The 18,655-nt window shown below is 43.3% G+C and carries 16 protein-coding genes and 1 pseudogene; 11 read left to right on the forward strand and 6 right to left on the reverse strand.

Annotated features, from left to right (window positions below):
* Window positions 1-695 precede the first annotated feature (695 nt).
* Window positions 696-1,058 (reverse strand): ArsR/SmtB family transcription factor, encoded by a 363-nt coding sequence (locus AC1TPC_RS26080; protein WP_482069657.1) that lies wholly within the window; start codon window positions 1,056-1,058, stop codon window positions 696-698.
* A 241-nt stretch (window positions 1,059-1,299) separates the two neighbouring features.
* Here AC1TPC_RS26080 and AC1TPC_RS26085 point away from each other — a divergent pair, with 241 nt between their 5' ends.
* From AC1TPC_RS26085 to AC1TPC_RS26100, 4 genes are all read left to right on the forward strand, one after another.
* A complete protein-coding gene (locus AC1TPC_RS26085) occupies window positions 1,300-1,773 on the forward strand; it encodes a DUF4871 domain-containing protein (RefSeq protein WP_482069643.1) in 474 nt (157 codons plus the stop codon).
* Between the two features lie 38 nt (window positions 1,774-1,811).
* Entirely contained in the window at window positions 1,812-2,123 is a 312-nt protein-coding gene (locus AC1TPC_RS26090) for a twin-arginine translocase subunit TatC (protein ID WP_482069644.1), read from the forward strand.
* Entirely contained in the window at window positions 2,120-2,713 is a 594-nt protein-coding gene (locus AC1TPC_RS26095) for a hypothetical protein (protein ID WP_482069645.1), read from the forward strand. The genes AC1TPC_RS26090 and AC1TPC_RS26095 overlap by 4 nt, the downstream gene beginning before the upstream one ends.
* 67 nt (window positions 2,714-2,780) lie before the next feature.
* Complete coding sequence (locus AC1TPC_RS26100; protein ID WP_482069646.1) at window positions 2,781-3,503, forward strand: hypothetical protein; 723 nt, start codon at window positions 2,781-2,783, stop codon at window positions 3,501-3,503.
* A gap of 90 nt (window positions 3,504-3,593) precedes the next feature.
* On the opposite strand, the gene AC1TPC_RS26105 is transcribed toward AC1TPC_RS26100, so the two are convergent.
* Window positions 3,594-4,372, reverse strand: a protein-coding gene (locus AC1TPC_RS26105) for an IS5 family transposase (protein ID WP_482069658.1) whose coding sequence is annotated in 2 segments (ribosomal slippage) — window positions 3,594-4,042 and window positions 4,042-4,372 — 780 coding nt in all. Because the reading frame shifts where the segments join, the coding sequence is not laid out codon by codon here.
* A gap of 96 nt (window positions 4,373-4,468) precedes the next feature.
* Between AC1TPC_RS26105 and AC1TPC_RS26110 the strand changes: the two are divergent.
* A pseudogene (locus tag AC1TPC_RS26110) lies at window positions 4,469-4,729 on the forward strand (GNAT family N-acetyltransferase); the annotation flags it as partial.
* A gap of 254 nt (window positions 4,730-4,983) precedes the next feature.
* Here AC1TPC_RS26110 and AC1TPC_RS26115 read toward each other — a convergent pair.
* Entirely contained in the window at window positions 4,984-5,373 is a 390-nt protein-coding gene (locus AC1TPC_RS26115; RefSeq protein WP_482069647.1) for a DUF3888 domain-containing protein, read from the reverse strand.
* Window positions 5,374-5,641: 268 nt separating this feature from the next.
* On the opposite strand from AC1TPC_RS26115, the gene AC1TPC_RS26120 reads away from it, so the two are divergent.
* A complete protein-coding gene (locus AC1TPC_RS26120) occupies window positions 5,642-6,928 on the forward strand; it encodes an IS110 family RNA-guided transposase (protein WP_482069648.1) in 1,287 nt (428 codons plus the stop codon).
* Between the two features lie 644 nt (window positions 6,929-7,572).
* Here the strand turns inward: AC1TPC_RS26120 and AC1TPC_RS26125 are convergent.
* Window positions 7,573-9,024: a SpoVR family protein gene (locus AC1TPC_RS26125; RefSeq protein ID WP_482069649.1), complete on the reverse strand. Its 1,452-nt coding sequence runs from the start codon at window positions 9,022-9,024 to the stop codon at window positions 7,573-7,575.
* Window positions 9,025-9,218: 194 nt separating this feature from the next.
* Between AC1TPC_RS26125 and AC1TPC_RS26130 the strand changes: the two genes are divergently transcribed.
* A complete protein-coding gene (locus tag AC1TPC_RS26130; RefSeq protein WP_482069650.1) occupies window positions 9,219-10,478 on the forward strand; it encodes an ATP-binding protein in 1,260 nt (419 codons plus the stop codon).
* A gap of 56 nt (window positions 10,479-10,534) precedes the next feature.
* On the opposite strand, the gene AC1TPC_RS26135 is transcribed toward AC1TPC_RS26130, so the two are convergent.
* Window positions 10,535-11,443: a sensor domain-containing diguanylate cyclase gene (locus AC1TPC_RS26135; RefSeq protein WP_482069651.1), complete on the reverse strand. Its 909-nt coding sequence runs from the start codon at window positions 11,441-11,443 to the stop codon at window positions 10,535-10,537.
* A 447-nt stretch (window positions 11,444-11,890) separates the two neighbouring features.
* Between AC1TPC_RS26135 and AC1TPC_RS26140 the strand changes: the two genes are divergently transcribed.
* The 4 genes from AC1TPC_RS26140 (at window position 11,891) to AC1TPC_RS26155 (ending at window position 17,196) form a co-directional block, all read left to right on the forward strand.
* Entirely contained in the window at window positions 11,891-12,811 is a 921-nt protein-coding gene (locus tag AC1TPC_RS26140) for an ArsR/SmtB family transcription factor (RefSeq protein ID WP_482069652.1), read from the forward strand.
* 165 nt (window positions 12,812-12,976) lie between these two features.
* Entirely contained in the window at window positions 12,977-14,707 is a 1,731-nt protein-coding gene (locus tag AC1TPC_RS26145) for an ABC transporter ATP-binding protein (protein WP_482069653.1), read from the forward strand.
* On the forward strand, window positions 14,700-16,553 hold the full coding sequence (locus AC1TPC_RS26150; RefSeq protein ID WP_482069654.1) for an ABC transporter ATP-binding protein: 1,854 nt from the start codon (window positions 14,700-14,702) through the stop codon (window positions 16,551-16,553). The genes AC1TPC_RS26145 and AC1TPC_RS26150 overlap by 8 nt, the downstream gene beginning before the upstream one ends.
* Before the next feature lie 79 nt (window positions 16,554-16,632).
* Window positions 16,633-17,196 carry a YkvA family protein gene (locus AC1TPC_RS26155; RefSeq protein WP_482069655.1) on the forward strand — a complete coding sequence of 188 codons (564 nt, stop codon included), beginning with the start codon at window positions 16,633-16,635 and terminating at the stop codon, window positions 17,194-17,196.
* Window positions 17,197-17,262: 66 nt separating this feature from the next.
* On the opposite strand, the gene glsA is transcribed toward AC1TPC_RS26155, so the two are convergent.
* Complete coding sequence (gene glsA / locus AC1TPC_RS26160) at window positions 17,263-18,204, reverse strand: glutaminase A (protein WP_482069656.1); 942 nt, start codon at window positions 18,202-18,204, stop codon at window positions 17,263-17,265.
* Window positions 18,205-18,655 lie beyond the last annotated feature (451 nt).

Below are 18,655 nucleotides of genomic sequence, written 5' to 3' on the forward strand. Positions count from 1 at the left end.
GACAAGCTGTTGCCTTGGTCAACATCGCTACCGCTGACTTGCCACGTGTTTAAATCTTAATCCAGCTTATCTTAGCTCTCATCTGATGACAAGGTGGGGGCTATTTGACGCTTACTCCCTTTGAAAGGGATACCAGGAGTTTTTGCTAAGTTTCAATATTATAAAGATATCCAACAGAAGATTTTTAAAACCGTTCGCAGGAGAAATGGTGATATTGAGTGGTATTTTTTTATAACAGCAGAAGCCAGAAATAAGGTGGTTTTATATGAACTTGATGTATCGACTCATAATAGTACACCTAGACAATTATGGCCATAATAAAGACTAAATAGTTCGCTTTCATTGAAGTGTTAATCCTTATATTTTCTATTCTGTATGAAGTAAAAAATTCGCTCCAGAATAAGAACGTTTGTTCTGTATATAATTAAGAGCAAACGTTCTTATCGGGAGTGATATCATGAAGATGGAGAAATGGATTGGCTCTGTCGTAGAAATTGTTTATTTAAGTAATGCAGGTACGTTCTCTAAAAGAAAGATACACATAAATTAGCTTATCAAAGTTCTCGTCTGATGATGAATATCAAATATCTTTGTTTGACCAGGATCGAGAAAAGGCACGCGCATTAGAGCGAGTGACTGATGCTCCCACGCATTCTATTAAAAAAAAGGAGGGGGCTAAATACCTAATAAAGGATTTAGAATAATAATGTCGTAATAACCGGTTCATTTCTCTCGCATGCAGCAACATCTTCTTCCACCTGATGGAATACATCATCCATCATCGAAAGCAACATCCTGATTTGTTCGCTTCGCAAACTGTAATAAATGAATTTACCTTCTGGGCGTCCAACGATTATTCCACACCCTTTTAAACAAGCCAAATGCTGCGAAATGTTCGATTGATTCCCACTGACTTCTTCCACAATTTGAGAAATCGTTTTTTCTTGGTCTTTGATAAGTTCCAATATTTGAAGCCTCGTTTTGTTGCTAAACCCACGGAAAAATTTGCTTTTACATCCAATATATTTTGTCCCAAAATTAATTCCTTCATTACATATGAGTATCTTCTAATATGATTCCTTTTTATCATATTACCACTTCTGCGCTTTTTTTAAATCAAGATAAGCTGGAAACAAATGAGTCGGTAGAACCATTTCCAAATACATACATCTTGTGTAATATTATAGGAGGAAAAATAATATATTTTCTTTTACTTTTTAGTTTTAGAAGGGATAATGAAAACGCTATCAAACTTATATATTAATATAAATAATATGAATGGGATTAATGAGGAATAGGATGTATAGAATTATTATATTTTTCATTTTTTCACTCATAGTTAATGGATCTTCTTCAAATGCAGAGTATGACCAAATTCCAGAGCAGAATGTACCAAGTTCTCATTTCAAAGTTGGCGATGTAGAGATGCAAGGGATTAAAAATAAATTAGCGATTCTTGGGCCGGACTTTATTTCTGGAAAAGCCAATAAATATATGTGGCATTTCTGGGGCACTAAGGACGAACTTTCAAAAACACCTTTCAAAGTAGAAGCAATAAATCAAGAAACTAAGGAAAAACAACCAGCCTTAGTTGAGGGTGCAGGTACTCCTGATAAAAAACATGTTTGGGAGTATCATGATTTAGCAGGGCCTAACCACGGGGCAGATGCACATATTCCTTCAAATATGGAATTACCAGCTAAAGGATTGTGGAGGCTTGATGTATATCTAGGTGAACAACTTTTCGGAAGTATTTATGTAAATGTGAAATAATGAAAAATTTATACAATTCTAGATTTAAAGGAGGGGGCATGATCAATAGAAAATCAGATCAACCCAGCCCGTTTTTAAATCATTTATTGGAATTAAGAAAACAATTACTTATCACCATCTTGGTTTTTATCATTTTTCTCTGTGCATCGTACTTTACAACACCATTTTTTGTGGAAATTATAAAAGATTCAGCGGAAAATTATAGCCTTGAGTTGAACTTCTTTAAGATTACTGATTCTGTTTCGATATATATGAAAATTATGCTTATTCAATCGCTATGTATTACAATCCCTGTTTTGATTTATCAGTTGTATATTTTTGTGCTTCCCGAGGAGGATGTAATAATATGAAAAAAATGTTGTTATTTCTAATCAGCTGTTTGATGATTTCCATTTCTCTAACAGGTTGTTCGAATGGATCTAATGTACAAACACCACAAGTAACAGCATCAAACAAGAGCGTAATAGATACTGTAAACATACCCAAGTATGATGATTTCACAAAATTCATGGAGGATTTTGAAAGCAATATAGTTATAGATGGTTTCTCATTAATTCAACCGTATAAAACAATTTTTTTAATAGAAAGAGATTTTACATTTAACAAGAAAGACACCATAACTCTTGGAGGTGGAAGTGGCGATTTTAATCCTACACAACAACTATTTATTTTTGAAAATAAGGATAAGTCTATTCAGTTTTATGTGCGTTTCGCTTATACAGAAGTAGATATGGGAAAAAACTTAGTTGCTTGGGAAGTCCCTACTGGATATGACGGAGCCGATCCTGAATTATCAGATAGAACTGATATGGCGACGTACACATATAGAAATCTAATCGTTACCGTTACTCAAAATGCAAAAACAAAAGCAAATAATAGCACTACGAAAAAAGCAGTAAAGTCTGTGCTAAATATATTAGACAAGTATTATAATAAATAATGTTGAACACCCTATTAAAATGGTATATACTTAAAAAGAAGTAAAATATTAGTAGGATGTAATTATTATGAATTTTAAAATTAAAAGGAAGATTGCAGTTTGTGCTCTAGCCCTAGTCACAATGACAACCTCTAGTGCCATCGTCAGCGCTCAAGACAATACCCCTATCACAATACAGAAGTTGGCAGATTCGAAAGTTTCCAAGAAAATCCCAATTCCTGAAGTTAGAGCTTGGGAAACGGATTTAAACGGGAATACCACGGAAGTTGTCCCACTTTCGCAAAGAGTGAATCAAATGGGACCGCCTACTAATGATGGTTTTAAGTATGTTTTTGAAACATACTTACCAAGTACTCAAGCAGTAAGGGATTGGCATTATCAGAATCTTGGAATATTCCGCTATCAAAACTCTTCTGATGGTGGTGGAACGATCCAGTATGAACAACAATACACCACATCTGGAAAGTGGAATGTATCAACTAACCTTAGTATAAAAGGAGAGTTCGGAGTACCGTTTTTCACTAAAGTTGAAGCTCAAATTGGTGGCTCATGGGGCATGGAAAGAGGATGGACAAAGAATGTAAAATATGGCGCGAATCAAGAGGTATTACCACGTACAACAATCTATTTAACAAATTATCAGGTTGCGGCTAATTCAAGCGGGAAGTTGCAATGGAAAAAATACTCTTCAACTGGTACTCAGATAGGAGTTTATGAGGAGTCTGCTGGTGGATATGCAGTATCTTTGAGCGATACTAATATCGAAGTTACAAAAACAGAGCCTATTTAATACGGTAACGATAAGTAAACAGACGCAACTGACATCTGATCAGTTGCGTCTGTTTGCATTTTATTCAACTAGGACGTGTCTGAAAACTCATCATTGAGTCAATTTGAAAATGGCAGCTACGTATACAAACGTCAGGAATGACGTGGCCAACTTGTCGTAACGAGTAGCCACACGGCGAAAGTGTTTGATTTTATTAAAAAAGCACTCAACTAAGTGGCGTTCTTTGTACCGATACCAATCCACTTTCCATGGATTTTGACTATTCGCTTTAGGCGGAATGGTGTAGGATGCCTGCCTAGCCGTAATCCAATTCCGAATCGCTTCTGAGCCATAGGCTTTGTCGCCAAGAATATGGCTTCCCGTAACATCCAATTCTTGAAGTAAATCGATTGCTGGAACCGAATCGTAGACTTGACCACCCGTCAGAAGAAACGCGAGAGGATTTCCTAATCCATCGACTACCGTATGAAGTTTGGTTGTCTTTCCGCCACGACTGACGCCGATGTGCTGATTTACTTCGTTTCCTTTTGCGTTTTTTTAGCGCCAGCACTGTGTTGATGGGCTTTAACCGATGTAGAATCAATGCTCAAGTTTTCAAAGTCAGGTTCTACGTGAAGTGCTTGGAAGATGGCGAAAAGTAATTCCGTATCTCTCCATTTGCAGAATCGACTGTAGGCGGTTTTCCATGAACCGTATCGTTCTTCCGGCAGATCACGCCATGCGGCCCCACTACGAGCGATCCAAAGAATAGCATTAAACATGATGCGATTACTTAATTTTGACGGACGCCCTGTTTTATATGGAGGGAACATATCCTTAATTTGTTCCCATTGTTCATCGCTTAGTTCATACCGTCTTTGAATCATGATTGATGCTCCAATCGTTTTTCTCAAATCATATCACAAAATTCTTTAGTTTTCAGACACATCCTAAATAAACTCGATTAATATAGGATCACGCGGCGATTGCACACTCTCTGTTGGAATTGGGTAGAGGTTGATATTCTTTGGATAGAAAAATCTCTTCGAGGGATGGGTTACGGTACCCGCCTGTTATATCTTATTGAGAATATCGCTAAAGAAAAAAGCTGTACGTTTATTAAGCTAAATACCTTCAGTTTTCAAGCACCTGAGTTTTATTTAAAGAATGGTTACAACCAAGTTGCAGTATTTGAAGAAGCTCCAATCGGGAGTAAGCATTATTACTTCAAGAAAACTATTGTTTGATGTGTCAGAACTGAATCGATACTGAACTAACGGCAGTTTACAAAAGATTACGCTAACGAAAGCGTTAGTTGAATAAGTATTAAGAAAATAAGGTATTTGACATATTATTCATGACCAATATGTTCGAATAGCTTAATTTATTGATTTTTTTGAAATCAGCTCTTGATAAACTGTGAAAATAAAGTTGTAGACTAGAAATATAAAGTTTTAGACTGACGGTGCTTCATTAACTAACGAGCAGATTAACGAAACCTTTATAGGTCCTTGATATGCTTGAAACTCAGTAATTTGGGGTTTCCACCGCCCACTTCTACTTTCACTTCATCAATTCCGTAAGAAATGTGTGGTCCATAATAAGTATTGATTCTTAAAGTGATTTCGTACGCACCACCGATACCGTACAATTGCTTCACTTTCGTAATTTCGGTGTCCCATGCTGCCCATGTGGGCTGTTTTGTATATAGTTCTTCAATGGCTTTGTCAATGGTGGGACGAAGGCTGTTTATTAAAGCATATTTAATTGTTTCACAAAAGTCAGTATCTGCTTCAACAATAGGAGCAACATCTTCATTCTGTGGCGCTGAAAAAACAGCCGTTGTAAGGCTAAAGAGCAGTACACATGCAACAAGAGTATTTTTTATCAAAATTAGAACCCTCACATATTTTTTAGTTTAGTTGTTAGTCGTTCCCATTAATGCCCCGAATTACACAATTTTGAATCGTCGAAGGGGAGTTGTTCGCTCTGCTCACTCGAAATGATTCAATTTCCTCACTCAGACTCATGAATTCGCAGGATTTCACCCTAAGATAAATAGGAACATTCCTGTTGAGGCTAAGAAATAGCCTTTGTCAAAAAAGGAGCGCCTCGGTATGATGGGTTTGTCGACAACACATCAAGGAGGCGCTCTTACTATGAAGTTTAAGCAATCAGACGCACAAAATCAACGGATTGAACGAATTACCACCTCGCATCTCGTCGTAGGGATCGACATGGCCAAAGAAACTCACGTGGCACAGTCCACAAATTTCCGAGGAATCGTCATTTCAAAACGACATCTCTCGTTTTCGAATTCTATCGAAGGTTTTGAAAAATTAAGCCGCTGGATAACTGAATTACAGCAGAAACATCGATTAAAGAGGCTCATCATCGGCATGGAGCCAACCGGTCATTACTGGTTTAACCTGGCAAACTGGTTATCAGATAAGGGATTACACGTGGTTATGGTTAACCCTGCTACGACGAAGCGTAATAAAGAAAATCGAGATAACAGTCCATCAAAGAACGACCCCAAAGATGCACTTGTCATCGCAGATTCAGTAAGTCGAGGCTTTTACTATGAGTACACGCGTCAATCGCTTGTGTTTCAACGCTTACGGACCATAATGAGTGATCGCGAATTCTGGGTGTCGAACAGTGTACGCCTGCAGAATCGAATCATACGCTGGTTGGACATTCGCTTTCCTGAGTATCCATCCGTATTCAAAGATTGGACCTGTAAGCGATCATTGGCGACTCTCAAGACATTCCCTTGCCCACGAGATTTGGAGACGTATACTGTACAGGACATCATCAATGCTTGGCGAGTCCATATGCAGCGCGCTGGGGGTTCTATGGGGATTGAGAAGGCTGCACAGCTCATCGCTCACGCTAAACGCAGTGTCGGAGATCGAACCGCATTAGAAGAATCGAAGGCAGATTTAATACGGCTCATTCAAGAATATGAACGAGTTACCACCATGCTTGAACAGATTGAAGAGGACATCGAAGCTCTGCTTTCTGAGATTCCTATGGCGCAGCAGCTTCGCACCATAAAAGGTCTCGGGAAGATCTTCACCGCGGCCATACTAGCAGGCACAGGAGATTTAAGACAGTATGCGCATGGACGTCAGGTATTACGGAAAGCTGGCCTAAATTTGGCTGAAAGTACGTCAGGAAAGCGAAAAGGACGAATTGTTCTTTCGAAACGAGGAGACTCCGCCTTGCGAAAATACCTCTATCTCGCGACGGTTCAACTCGTTTGGAATAACCCCGTGTTCCGCCATCTGCATGAGCATAATGTGCAAGAAAAGAAGATGAAAAAGCAGCAATCCATATTTAAGTTAATAGGAAAGCTGGCACGAATTCTAGTTGGTATTGTTCAACGAGGAGAAACGTTCACGCCAGAGAAAACCGTCGTTGCATGGGCAGAAGCAGCTTAAGTTTAGAAGTAATCACGTATATTGACTCATTCGCAGGATTTCAAAAAGAAAACACGGAGGACCGAGTTCGTTACCCATAAGGGCTCAGACCCATCCGCTAAACGCTATCGGTCTCCACACCTTGGACAGGTATAACGAAGGAATGTAAGGGCAGTGACCCGTTGAGATTTGGGAGGGTGAACCTCCAGGGATCATGTGGAGTATGCGTGCAGTAGAGTTAGCCTGGGGAATATTTACTGAGTATTCCTCTATTTCCGCATGCCCAGCCCACCACCTCAACCGGCATCAACTGCGTTGCTTCCTGAGATGGACTTGATCCAAGATGACGAAATCCTGCGAATGAGTGAGTATATGTGAGATAAACCCTTAAAACCGAGGGACGGGAAACGTTAGTTCAACGAACTATGTGGAGCATTTTGTATTCGATAGCAGTTCTATTTCTTCATTACTTATGAGTGTTTTTAGTCTTGCAGAAAAGGACTCTTTGTAGTGAGAATGTACTTAGAAAATATTCTGTATTTAAGGGGAAGCGACCCCCTTCGACCCCTACCAGGAAAAGCCCGACCTTTAGAAGGTCGAGCTTTTTAAAATTATCTTTTTATTGAAAACAGATAATATAAAGATGAAAGTGAAAATAGCAATGTCTAAACGAACTTCCGACTAGTCTTCTTCCCATCACAGCTAAATACGATCTCTTTATCCTCGACGAATGTTTCGAGATGAACGTTTTTCCCCCAAAGCTGAACAACATGAGGCAGGGTTCGTTCCACATATTTGAGATCTAGTTCCATGCCCTCATATTCGTGTATGAGATAGAGCTCACCCACACGATTAAAATCCCCATCCTTAACCATCAGGCTAGGAAACCCGCCGTTGACTTTAGAATAAACAAGCTGATCACGGATATTCTCCCAAGACTTATCCGTAATTTTCCACTCGGGCCCTTTTTTCTCGAAAATGTACAGATCCAGATCATTGACCAAATCCTTAGTCAGGTAGTTGCGGAGGAAGGAGATGTCCGAATCCAACTCGCGAACCTCGAACATTTTTTCTCTGCCTTTTCCGGGCACACGTCCAAAGCGTGCCTGTTCTTCTTTGGTAGGGTTATCGAAACGCTTTTCGATATCCTCAAATATCTTAAGTCCCAAATAGTAAGGATTCAAGCTATGCCGAGACGGCTGAACGACGGAGGAGTTGAGCTTGGCGAACTCAATCGTTTCGTCGCTAGTGAGATCAAGCTCACGAATGATTCGCTGATGCCAATAGGAAGCCCAGCCCTCATTCATGATCTTTGTCTCAATTTGCGGCCAGAAGTAGAGCATCTCATCGCGCAGCATAGAAAGGATATCCCGCTGCCAATCCTGTAGAGTTGGCGAGTATTCCTCAATAAACCACACGACATCTTTCTCAGGGCGTGGCGGGAATCGTTTGGCGTCAGCAGCTTGCGATTGAGCAGCGGATGCAGCGGCAGCCGTACGATCGGGATCAAGATTCCAAAGATCGTCATACTGCGAAGCAGGGATATTCCATTCGGAGCGCTCACTGTCTTTTTGAACCATTTCAATGTAGCGTTTCTTATCTAATTGATAAGGTTTAATGAGCGTAGGATCGACGTGCTCTTGGATAGCGAGAATGGCATCAATAAATTTCTCAACGGCATCCGTGCCGTGATCCATTTCATATTGATGGATGCGGTCAGCGGTAGCAGACATGCTCTCCACCATGTTGCGGTTGGTCACACCGAAACGTGCATTATTTTTGAAAAAATCGCAGTGTGCCAGTACATGGGCAACTATAAGCTTATTTTGGATCAAGGAATTGCCATCAAGAAGGAAAGCATAGCAGGGGTTGGAGTTGATGACGAGCTCGTAAATTTTGCTTAGTCCAAAATCGTACTGCATCTTCATCTTGTTAAAGGTTTTGCCAAAGCTCCAATGACTGAAGCGGGTCGGCATACCGTACGCGCCAAACGTATAAATGATATCCGCAGGGCAAATCTCGTATCGCATTTGGTAAAAGTCGAGCCCAAAGCCTTGCGCGATTTCCGTTATTTCATCGATGGACCGCTCCAGCGCGCGAATCTCATCCTGATTCATTCGTCATCCCTCCGCATTTGGAAAATACGATTCATACCATGTGTATGAAGGAGTGGCCAAGGTTATGACAACAATAAAAAAATGATTCTAAAAAGCAATTAGCAAAGGTAAATGCAGAATGATGTCGAATACTTGTAGAATAAAGTCACATTTTGACAAAAAAACTTCAATTTCAGTAAGGAAGGAACTTCAGCTTGATCCAAATCTTACTTTTACCCGTCATCCATGGATTACTTTATATTATTGCGGCTTGCTTGCTATTCCTCGTCGTTTCGCCTAAGTTTTTGTTTCAAAGCAAACGGCGCAATCTGTTTTTCGTAATCATTCTTATCGTTTTGAGCTTTATCTATCTCGGACTAGAGCAGCAAAACCCCGTTGTCTACGCGTTGCATCTTACTCCGCTCTCGATAGCGCTGGCAGCTCTGTTTGAGGGGGTCATTCCTGGCGTTGCGACATGGGTAGCATTCGTCTTTTGCGGCATCTTTATTGTAGGTACCGACTGGCTTCCCACCATTTTGGCATGCTCCATACTTTTAGTGCTTGGCTTGATTCTGCACGATCGCCTTGAAGACGCCTCACTGCGCCGAATGTCCTTATTGTCGGCAGTACTCGTCGCGGTTCATTTAGGTATATATCTATCTGCCCTATGGATGCAAGGCAAGATATTCCCTTTTCAAATGACCATTACAATCGTCCTCATAACGCTAGTTTCCTCTCAGCTCACGAGCTATATCTATTTCTATGTCAAGCACCAAGAGAGATTACAGAGCGAGCTCATTTTATCAGAAAAGTATCAATTAATCGGTCAGATGGCCGCATCCATTTCTCATGAAATACGCAACCCGCTGACAACGACAAGAGGTTTTTTGCAATTGATGAGTAAGGAGGATCTGAGCAAAGAAGCGTTCGAGCGTTACCGCACCTATGCTTTTGAGGGAATTGACCATGCGAATAGCATCATTACCGATTATTTGAATTTCTCCAAACCGAATTTAGAGGAGCCGAAGCTGCTTAATGTAAAAGAAGAAGTAGACGGAATCGTTCAATGGCTTCAGCCGTTTTCAGTCCTTTCTAACATTTCAGTAGAAATCCATCACATGAGGGTTGAACCGATGTATATTATGGGCGAGCCGAAGAAATTTCAACAATGCTTGCTTAATGTTATGAAAAATGCGATCGAATCGATGTCTAGCGGTGGCGTATTATCGGTACATACTCGGCTGGAGCAAGGGGAAGTCCAAATTCTCATACGAGATACGGGAATTGGGATGAGCAGCAAGCAGGTGAAAAGGCTGGGCAATCCGTATTTTACAACGAAGGAGAGCGGTACAGGGCTTGGATTAATGGTCGTAATAAGCTTGGTTAAAGCGATGAATGGCAAAATCCATTTCAGAAGCAAGCCGAATGAGGGAACGATTTGCGAAATGCATTTTGAACTCGCGCTGAAACGTTAAAGAACCCTTGAAGGGCCGCCGCTTGGAGTGTTATTTCCGAGTTGGGACAGGCTTTTTCAAAGGTTTTTTTCATTTTGCTTAATGCCGTACATCGCTTGGTCAGCATCTCTAATCAGATCTTTTAGGCTGTTGCCTGTGCCATGAGTTTGGCTAATGCCGATGCTTGCAGAAATATGAATGGTCTTCCCGTTGATGGAGAATGGCTTTTTGATCGATTCATTAATTTCTCCGGCGACCCTATCAATATCATGGTTATCAACCAAATGCTGAAAGCAAATTAAGAACTCATCTCCGCCATACCTCACCAGGGTATCGGTTTTTCGTACGCCTTGCTGAAGCCTAACGGCAATTTGGAGCAGAAGCAGGTCGCCAAAGTCGTGGCCAAAAGAATCGTTGACCTCCTTGAAGTCATCGATGTCAATGAATATCACGCTAAACTGCTTGTCCGAGTCGCTGTGATACATATGGGACAAATATCTACGATTATATAAACCAGTCAGGCTATCTGTAACACTCGCATTTTCTAAATCCAGAATGTAACCCAAAAAAACGGCCATAGATTCAAGGAAGCCGAGCTGCCTTTCATCAAACAGAATCGGCTTGCTATGTATGGCGCAAATGGCACCAAACAACTGCTGATCAGCTGTTTTTACAGGAACGCCAACAAATGAGTGTGCGCCAAGCTGCTCGGCATTCGGAAGAGAGGCAGTACGCTGATCGTCTAGGATGTTAGGAATACAAAGAGTGTGTGCGGATTGCCTCAATACGAGGCTGCTATAGCATTTTAGCAATGGAAGCAGGGGATTGTCTTGAATGGAATTTTCATGACTGCCGAATGCTCGAATGATTCTGCTACCCGTATCATCCATGGTCATAACGATTAATGTATCTACTTGAAGATAGTGCTTCAGGGTGTCAATTATATGGTCGGCCGCATCTTCTAGTGAGCGTGTAGGACTGCTCATGATCTCAACTCCTGCCGTATGGTTGAAACATTGGAATTACCTTATAGTTCCATAGTATTCTATAAAGAGGACTAACTCAAGGAACAAATGAAGTTTATTAGGATATTTGAACTATTTTTTCTGCTGAATTCAATCCTATAAGGCTTAAAAATAGTACTTTTCACATCCATTGCAAATGAATTAATGATATAGTTAATTCGTTGTCGCAAAATTAATACTTGAATTAATCTATCGCTTATAGTTAAATGTTAATGAGTGTGCAGATTAACGATTAACTTACTAATTAATGATTACATTAACTTAATGATGAAGTAATGAGCGTGGCTAACAAAGCATCAATGATCGTGGATTAAGCTATAGGTGAAGCAATCAGGGTATCACGAAGCCGCATTTGCGGCTTTTGGGATGCCCTTCATTTATTATAGAATAGAGATAGGGGGGATACCGATGATACATGCCAATACGGATGAGGCTTGGCTGCCGTTATATGAAGCTTTGGCTAGCCCAGTCAGGCTATCCATTATTAATCAGCTGGCTACGAACATGATGAATGTGAAGGAGCTGGCGGAGTCGGTCGGTCTAAGCAGCGCCATTGTAACCATGCATATACGCAAGCTCGAAAAAGCGGGTATCGTGCAGACGAAGATGGTTCGCAAGGACGGAGGGACGCACAAGATTTGCTCGCTTGCGGAGCGTTCCATTGCAATCGAGCTGCCGCATCCGGCACAGGATGTGAAGAAGGTGCATGATGTCAGCGTGCCAGTGGGCCATTTTACACAGTTTGAAGTGTTTCCAACCTGCGGCATCGCCACAGTAGACAAGCTGATCGGGCAATTTGATGATCCGCGCTTCTTCTTGGAGCCGGAACGAATGAACGCCGGTATTTTATGGTTAGGAAAAGGCTACGTCGAGTATAAGGTCCCTAACTATTTGCTCTCGGGGCAGCGTCCCGTAGCGCTGGAAATTACGCTTGAGCTCGGCTCGGAAGCGCCTGGCGTAAATGAGAACTGGCCGTCAGATATTAACTTTTCGCTGAATGGGATGGATATCGGCATGTGGACGAGCCCTGGCGACTATGGCGAGGTGCGGGGACGGTTCTCGCCAGCTTGGTGGGGAGATCGCGTCAACCAATACGGGCTGCTGAAGGTCATTTGCATTCAAGAGGATGGCACGCTGATCGACGGTCAGCATATGTCAACCATCGGAATCGGAGAGATTGGGCTTGACCGCAACTTCTGGACTTTTCGCATTGGCGTAAGGGAGGATGCTGTGCACGTTGGAGGCTTGACCATATATGGCAAAGGGTTCGGCAATTACAATCATGACATCATGTTCCGGGTGTTTTATGAGGATGCGCGCGGCGTTTAATGCAGCGTAGCTGTCTTGGACAAGCGCGGTTGTCCTCGCAATATCTTCGATTTCGAATTTCCTCTTTTCTATCTGTATGGTTAGGTTGTGTATGCCATTTCTGTTTCAAGAAGATATAATGAGTATAATAGCTAGATTAAGCCTTTTTTACTCGGAGGAACAAAGATGCTGACCATGTTCGCCTTTCTCAAAAAATACCGTTTTACCGCCTATGTCGCTCTACTTCTCATGCTGACCGAGCTGATGGTAGAGCTGCTGCAGCCGTATATTATTTCCAAAATTATTGACGATGGAATCGGGAAAGACAATTTAACCGTAGTGCTTCAATGGGGCGGCTTCTTAATTGGCTGCTCGATCGCAGCTTTTGCAGCAGGCATTCTCAGCTCCTTTTACGCCTCTCATGTCAGCCAAAGCCTTGGATTTGATTTGAGAGAGCGGCTTTATGACAAAGTACAATCGTTCTCATTTGCCAATTTTAATCGTTTCCCGGAATCCTCGCTTATTACAAGACTAACTAACGACGTCACACAGCTGCAAAATACAGTGTTTATGGGACTGCGCATTATGCTCCGCGCTCCGCTGCTCGTAATCGGAAGCATCGTGATGGCGTTTATCGTACAGCCGAGCCTGGCGATTTGGCTTGCTATCGCAATTCCATTTCTAGCGATATTTCTACTCTGGGTGCTTAAGAAGGGCGAGAGATTGTTTCGCTCTGTGCAGCAGCAGCTGGATCAAGTGAATGGGGTCATGCAGCAAAATTTGATCGGGATGCGTATCATTCGTGTGTTTGTCCGTATGCGGCATGAGTCAGGTCGTTTCGCCCGCTCGAGCGAGCAACTGATGGATCGCACCGTTGCGGCGCTGCGCTTGACGGAGGCTACAATGCCAATTGTCTTGCTTGTCTTGAATGCGAGCGTTATGGCGGTGCTTTGGTTCGGCCGAATCGAGCTGGATACAAACGGAGCAACCGTAGGTGAAGTAATTGCCATCGTCAACTATGCGACCAGAACGATTGGAGCCATGTCGATTATGTCCATGATTGTAGTCAACTTCTCAAGGGCGCGCGCTTCTGCGCAAAGAATTGAAGAGGTTATTTTGACTGATATCGACTTGACAGATTCTACGGACAGCGATGAGAAGGCAAAGCTTCATAGCGGCAGCGTTTCTTTTGAGAAGGTTTCGTTTCAATATCCCGATTCTGACGAGCTCGTATTGCAACAAATATCTTTCCAGGCAAAGCCAGGCGAGACGATTGCGATCATGGGAGCGACAGGCTCTGGAAAGTCCTCGCTTATTCAGCTTATTCCGCGGCTATATGATGTACAAGCGGGCGAGATTCGCGTAGATGGGATAGATAATCGGATGCTGAAGCTGGGCCAGCTGCGCAAGCAAATTGGATATGTTCCTCAAGAAATCATGCTGTTTACCGGCACCGTGGAGGAGAATATCCGCTGGGGCAAAGTGGATGCTACGCTCGAAGAAATTATGGAGGCTGCCAAGCTGGCGCAAATTCATGACACGATTATGAAGCTGCCGGAGCAGTATGAGACCATCGTTGGGCAAAAAGGCGTTAATCTATCAGGCGGACAGAAGCAGCGCCTCACTATTGCGAGAGCTCTCGTAAGGAAGCCTGTTATCTTGCTGCTTGATGACAGCACGAGCGCCTTGGATGTGCAGACGGAAGCCAAGCTGCTTCAGGCGCTGAAACAAATGAAATGTACGACCTTCCTCGTCACGCAAAAAATAAGCTCCACCGCATCGGCTGACTCCATCCTCTTGCTGGACGATGGTCAATTGCTAGCGCAGGGCAAGCATGAACAGCTGACTAGAGAATCAATCCTATATCAAAAAATTTACGAATCGCAGTTCGGGAAGGAAGGTGTATCCCGTGCTTAGTTCATTAAAGGAACCTTTCCAATATCGCAGGCCCGAAGCTGCTGCCAAGGCGGCAGTAGAAGGACAGACAGCAGGGGGCAAAGGCAAACGTAAGCCGAGAGCCAAAAACACCTCACAAACGCTGAAGCAAATGTGGAGCTATCTAATTGCTTACAAAGGCAGATTAGCTGCTGTCATCGTCATGGTTATGCTAAGCTCAGCCTTTTCGCTTCTTGGCCCTTATTTGGCAGGAACGGCGATTGATCATTTTTTGATAAATAGGGACAGCGGTTTTGTAGTCTTTCTGATCGGGATGGCTGTTGTCTATGCGCTTCATTCCGTTACAATGTGGCTGCAAAGCATTTGGATGATCACGATTTCGCAGAAAACGGTATATCTAATGCGGGTTCAATTGTTTGAGCATTTGCACCGGCTGCCGATTCCTTATTTCAGCAAGCGTCAGCATGGGGAACTAATGAGCCGTGTAACGAACGACATTGAAAATGTAAGCTCATCTCTAAATAGCTCGGTCATTCAAGTGTTTTCAAGCGTGCTTCTGCTCATTGGTACCGTTAGCGTCATGCTGTCGCTCAGTCCGCTTTTAACTTTGCTTTCCTTTCTCGTTGTACCGCTCATGCTCCTTGGCATGAAATGGATTACGAAGCAAACGGGACGGCTATTCAAGGCTCAGCAGCGCAATCTTGGCGATCTGAATGGATATATAGAAGAGACGTTGTCCGGACAGCGTATCGTGAAGGCCTTTTCTCAGGAGCAGACGGTTATTGCCGCGTTCAAAGAGCGCAATGAGCGCATTCGCGTGTCAGGCTTCTGGGCGCAGACAATATCGGGGTTTATTCCGAAGCTGATGAACGCGCTTAACAATTTAAGCTTTGCTATTATTGCCGGGATCGGCGCGATCTTTGTGCTGAATGATGCCATTACGGTCGGTGTTATCGTTATTTTCGCAGAGTATTCAAGGCAGTTTACGCGGCCGCTTAATGACCTTGCAAATCAGTGGAATACGCTGCTATCGGCGGTTGCCGGCGCGGAGCGGGTGTTCGACGTGCTTGGCGAGGAAGAGGAGCGCAAGGATGAAGGCGCTGCTAGCGAGCTGGCTGAAGTCAAAGGCACAGTCATATTCGATCATGTTACGTTCGCATATGAGGGACGCACGGCTACGATTAACGATGTAACCTTCAGTGTGTCTCCCGGAGAGACGATTGCGCTGGTTGGTCCGACGGGAGCGGGCAAGACGACGCTTATTCAGCTGCTGTGCCGCTTCTATGATCCAAGCTCAGGCAGCATCTTGATCGACGGGCAAGACAGCCGGGAGCTTAAACGTGAAAATTTACGCTCGCATATGGCATTCGTAATGCAGGATCCCTTTCTTTTCGAGGGGACAATCCGCGATAATATTCGTTATGGCAAGCTTGACGCGACCGATGCAGAGGTAGAGCAGGCGGCGAGGCTTGCGAATGCGCATTCTTTTATCAAGCGCCTTAAGGATGGTTACAACGCTATTCTCAAGCCGGACGGCAGCGGTATCAGCCAAGGACAGAAGCAATTGCTTGCAATTGCAAGAGCTATACTTGCCAATCCTTCCATACTTGTGCTGGACGAGGCTACCAGCAGCATCGATACCGTCACTGAAATTAAAATTCAGGAAGCGCTGCAGCGGCTTATGCATGGCAGGACCAGCTTCGTTATTGCCCATCGGCTGAATACCATTCAGCAAGCGGATCAAATTGTAGTGCTGCAGGATGGCGCGATCATTGAGAAAGGGTCCCATGCGAAGCTATTGGAGCAGAAGGGCTTCTATAGCTCGCTCGTCAATGGCCAGATGAATAATGGGTTGCTGGTCGAATAAACGTTCATCAGCGGCTTAATATTGCAACTATTTATAAGTAGTTGGAGTATTAGTAGATATAAACAAGGAGGTGGGAAGTATGACTATTGCCCAGTGCGCAAGCTGTGGACACAACAACGATATCGATTCGTCATTGCTCATGGCAGCAGATTGCTCCTCTTGCGGCAAAAAGCTGATTGAAGAAGCCGTTCCCTACGAAGTTTCCCATAAGGAGCTAGAGGCATCCTTGCATTTAAATAAAGACAAAGCGCCAGATGAAGTTGATATCAATCAGTGGGTCGGAAAAATCGGCGACTACGAGAAGCAAACGAAGTATGTGGAGGAGGGCTTCTGGGCGAAGGTGAAGCGGCATGCCGCAAAGGTTCCTTTCGCTAAGGAAGTCGTTACGCTTTATTATTGCTCGGCTGATCCGAAGACGCCGATTGGAACTAAGGTTACGGCAATTGGTGCACTTGCCTATTGGATTTTACCGATTGATTTGATTCCTGATTTTTTGCCGGTAGCTGGTTTTGTTGACGATGCGACAGCTGTCTGGGTTGCCTATAAGGCGATTAGCGGGCAAATTACGGATGAGCACCGCGAGAAGGCGGAGCAGTTTTTTATTTTGAACAAGAACGTTAAGCTGATCAATCCGCAGCCCTAAAGAAAGCATCGAACAAGGAGGACGCCCCCTAAGGACGTCCTCCTTATTTTTTTCAGGGAAGGGATGTCAGAATAAGCTCCAATCAAACTCATAGGACAACGATTCAAGCAGAGCAACCCCAGCGATGCTGTTTCCTTTGCGATTCAGGGACGGACCAACTAAACCGATGCCGAAACGGCCAGGCACTAGCGTTAAAATACCGCCGGATACGCCGCTTTTAGCGGGCAAGCCTACTTGAATGGCAAACTCGCCGGAGGCGTTATACATGCCGCAAGTAATCATAAATGTTTTGGCGATTTGCACATAGCGGCGGGGAATAAGCTGTTCTCCGGTTAGCGGATTTTTGCCGTTATGCGCAAGCACCAATGCCATTTGAGCCAAATCGGCGCAGGTGACGCTTACGGAGCAATGGCGGAAATAAACGTCGAGCACATCCTCTACAGAACCCTCGAGCACTCCGTTATCTTTTAGAAAATAAGCCATGGAACGATTGAGGTTAGCCGTATCGGATTCAGAGCGGTAGACGTCCAGGTCATAGCTCAGCGAGTCATTATTAGAAAGAAGGCGAAGGAAATCGAGTACACGAATGGATTTTTCGGTAGAGCTAGCACCTCCAATTAATGAAGAGATGGCAATTGCGCCGGCATTGATAAGCGGATTAAAAGGAATGCCTGGCTGCACAAGCTCTAGCTTTAGCATAGAGTTAAAATTGTCGCCAGTCGGCTCCATGCCCACTTTGTCAAAGACAGCGTCTTCGCCATTGTCCATAAGCGCTAGAATGAGCGTGAATACTTTGGAAATACTTTGCATGGTAAAAGATATCTCTGCATCTCCAGCTGAAATGGAATGTCCGTTTGCATCGATAATATGAATGCCTAATGCGCCTATTGGTGATTTGGACAGCTCAGGAATGTAAGAGGCAACTTTCCCATAACTGCATTGCTGTCGACTTGATTCAACCCAATGCGGCAGAAGCGCTTGGAGACGATCGATTTCGGTTAATGACATTGTGATGCTCCTTCCGCAGAATGAATTAATAATCTATATACTTATTCTATAATAACAATGATGTGCCTTCACAGATGAAAGGCAACGTTAATTAAAAGATAATATTCGCTATTTTACGGTAAAAAATCGATTAAAACATAAATAAAAACTTTTTTTAAATATATGCTTGACCAATTAGAGGGGGACATGATATATTCTAATTCCGGCCGAGAGAAACATGCGGACGACAAGCAAAACAAGCTTAACACAAGAGAGAATAGATTGCTCTTTGAAAACTGAACAACGAGTAATAACTGCCCTTGCGATTTTAACGAATCGTAAGAAAAAGCGATATAAAAGTAATGAGCATTTCAAACACATGAAGCTTTTCTCTTCGACATCGCGTCGAAGCGAAAACTTCCATTTGGAGAGTTTGATCCTGGCTCAGGACGAACGCTGGCGGCGTGCCTAA

Source organism: Paenibacillus sp. Y280 (assembly GCF_056786335.1).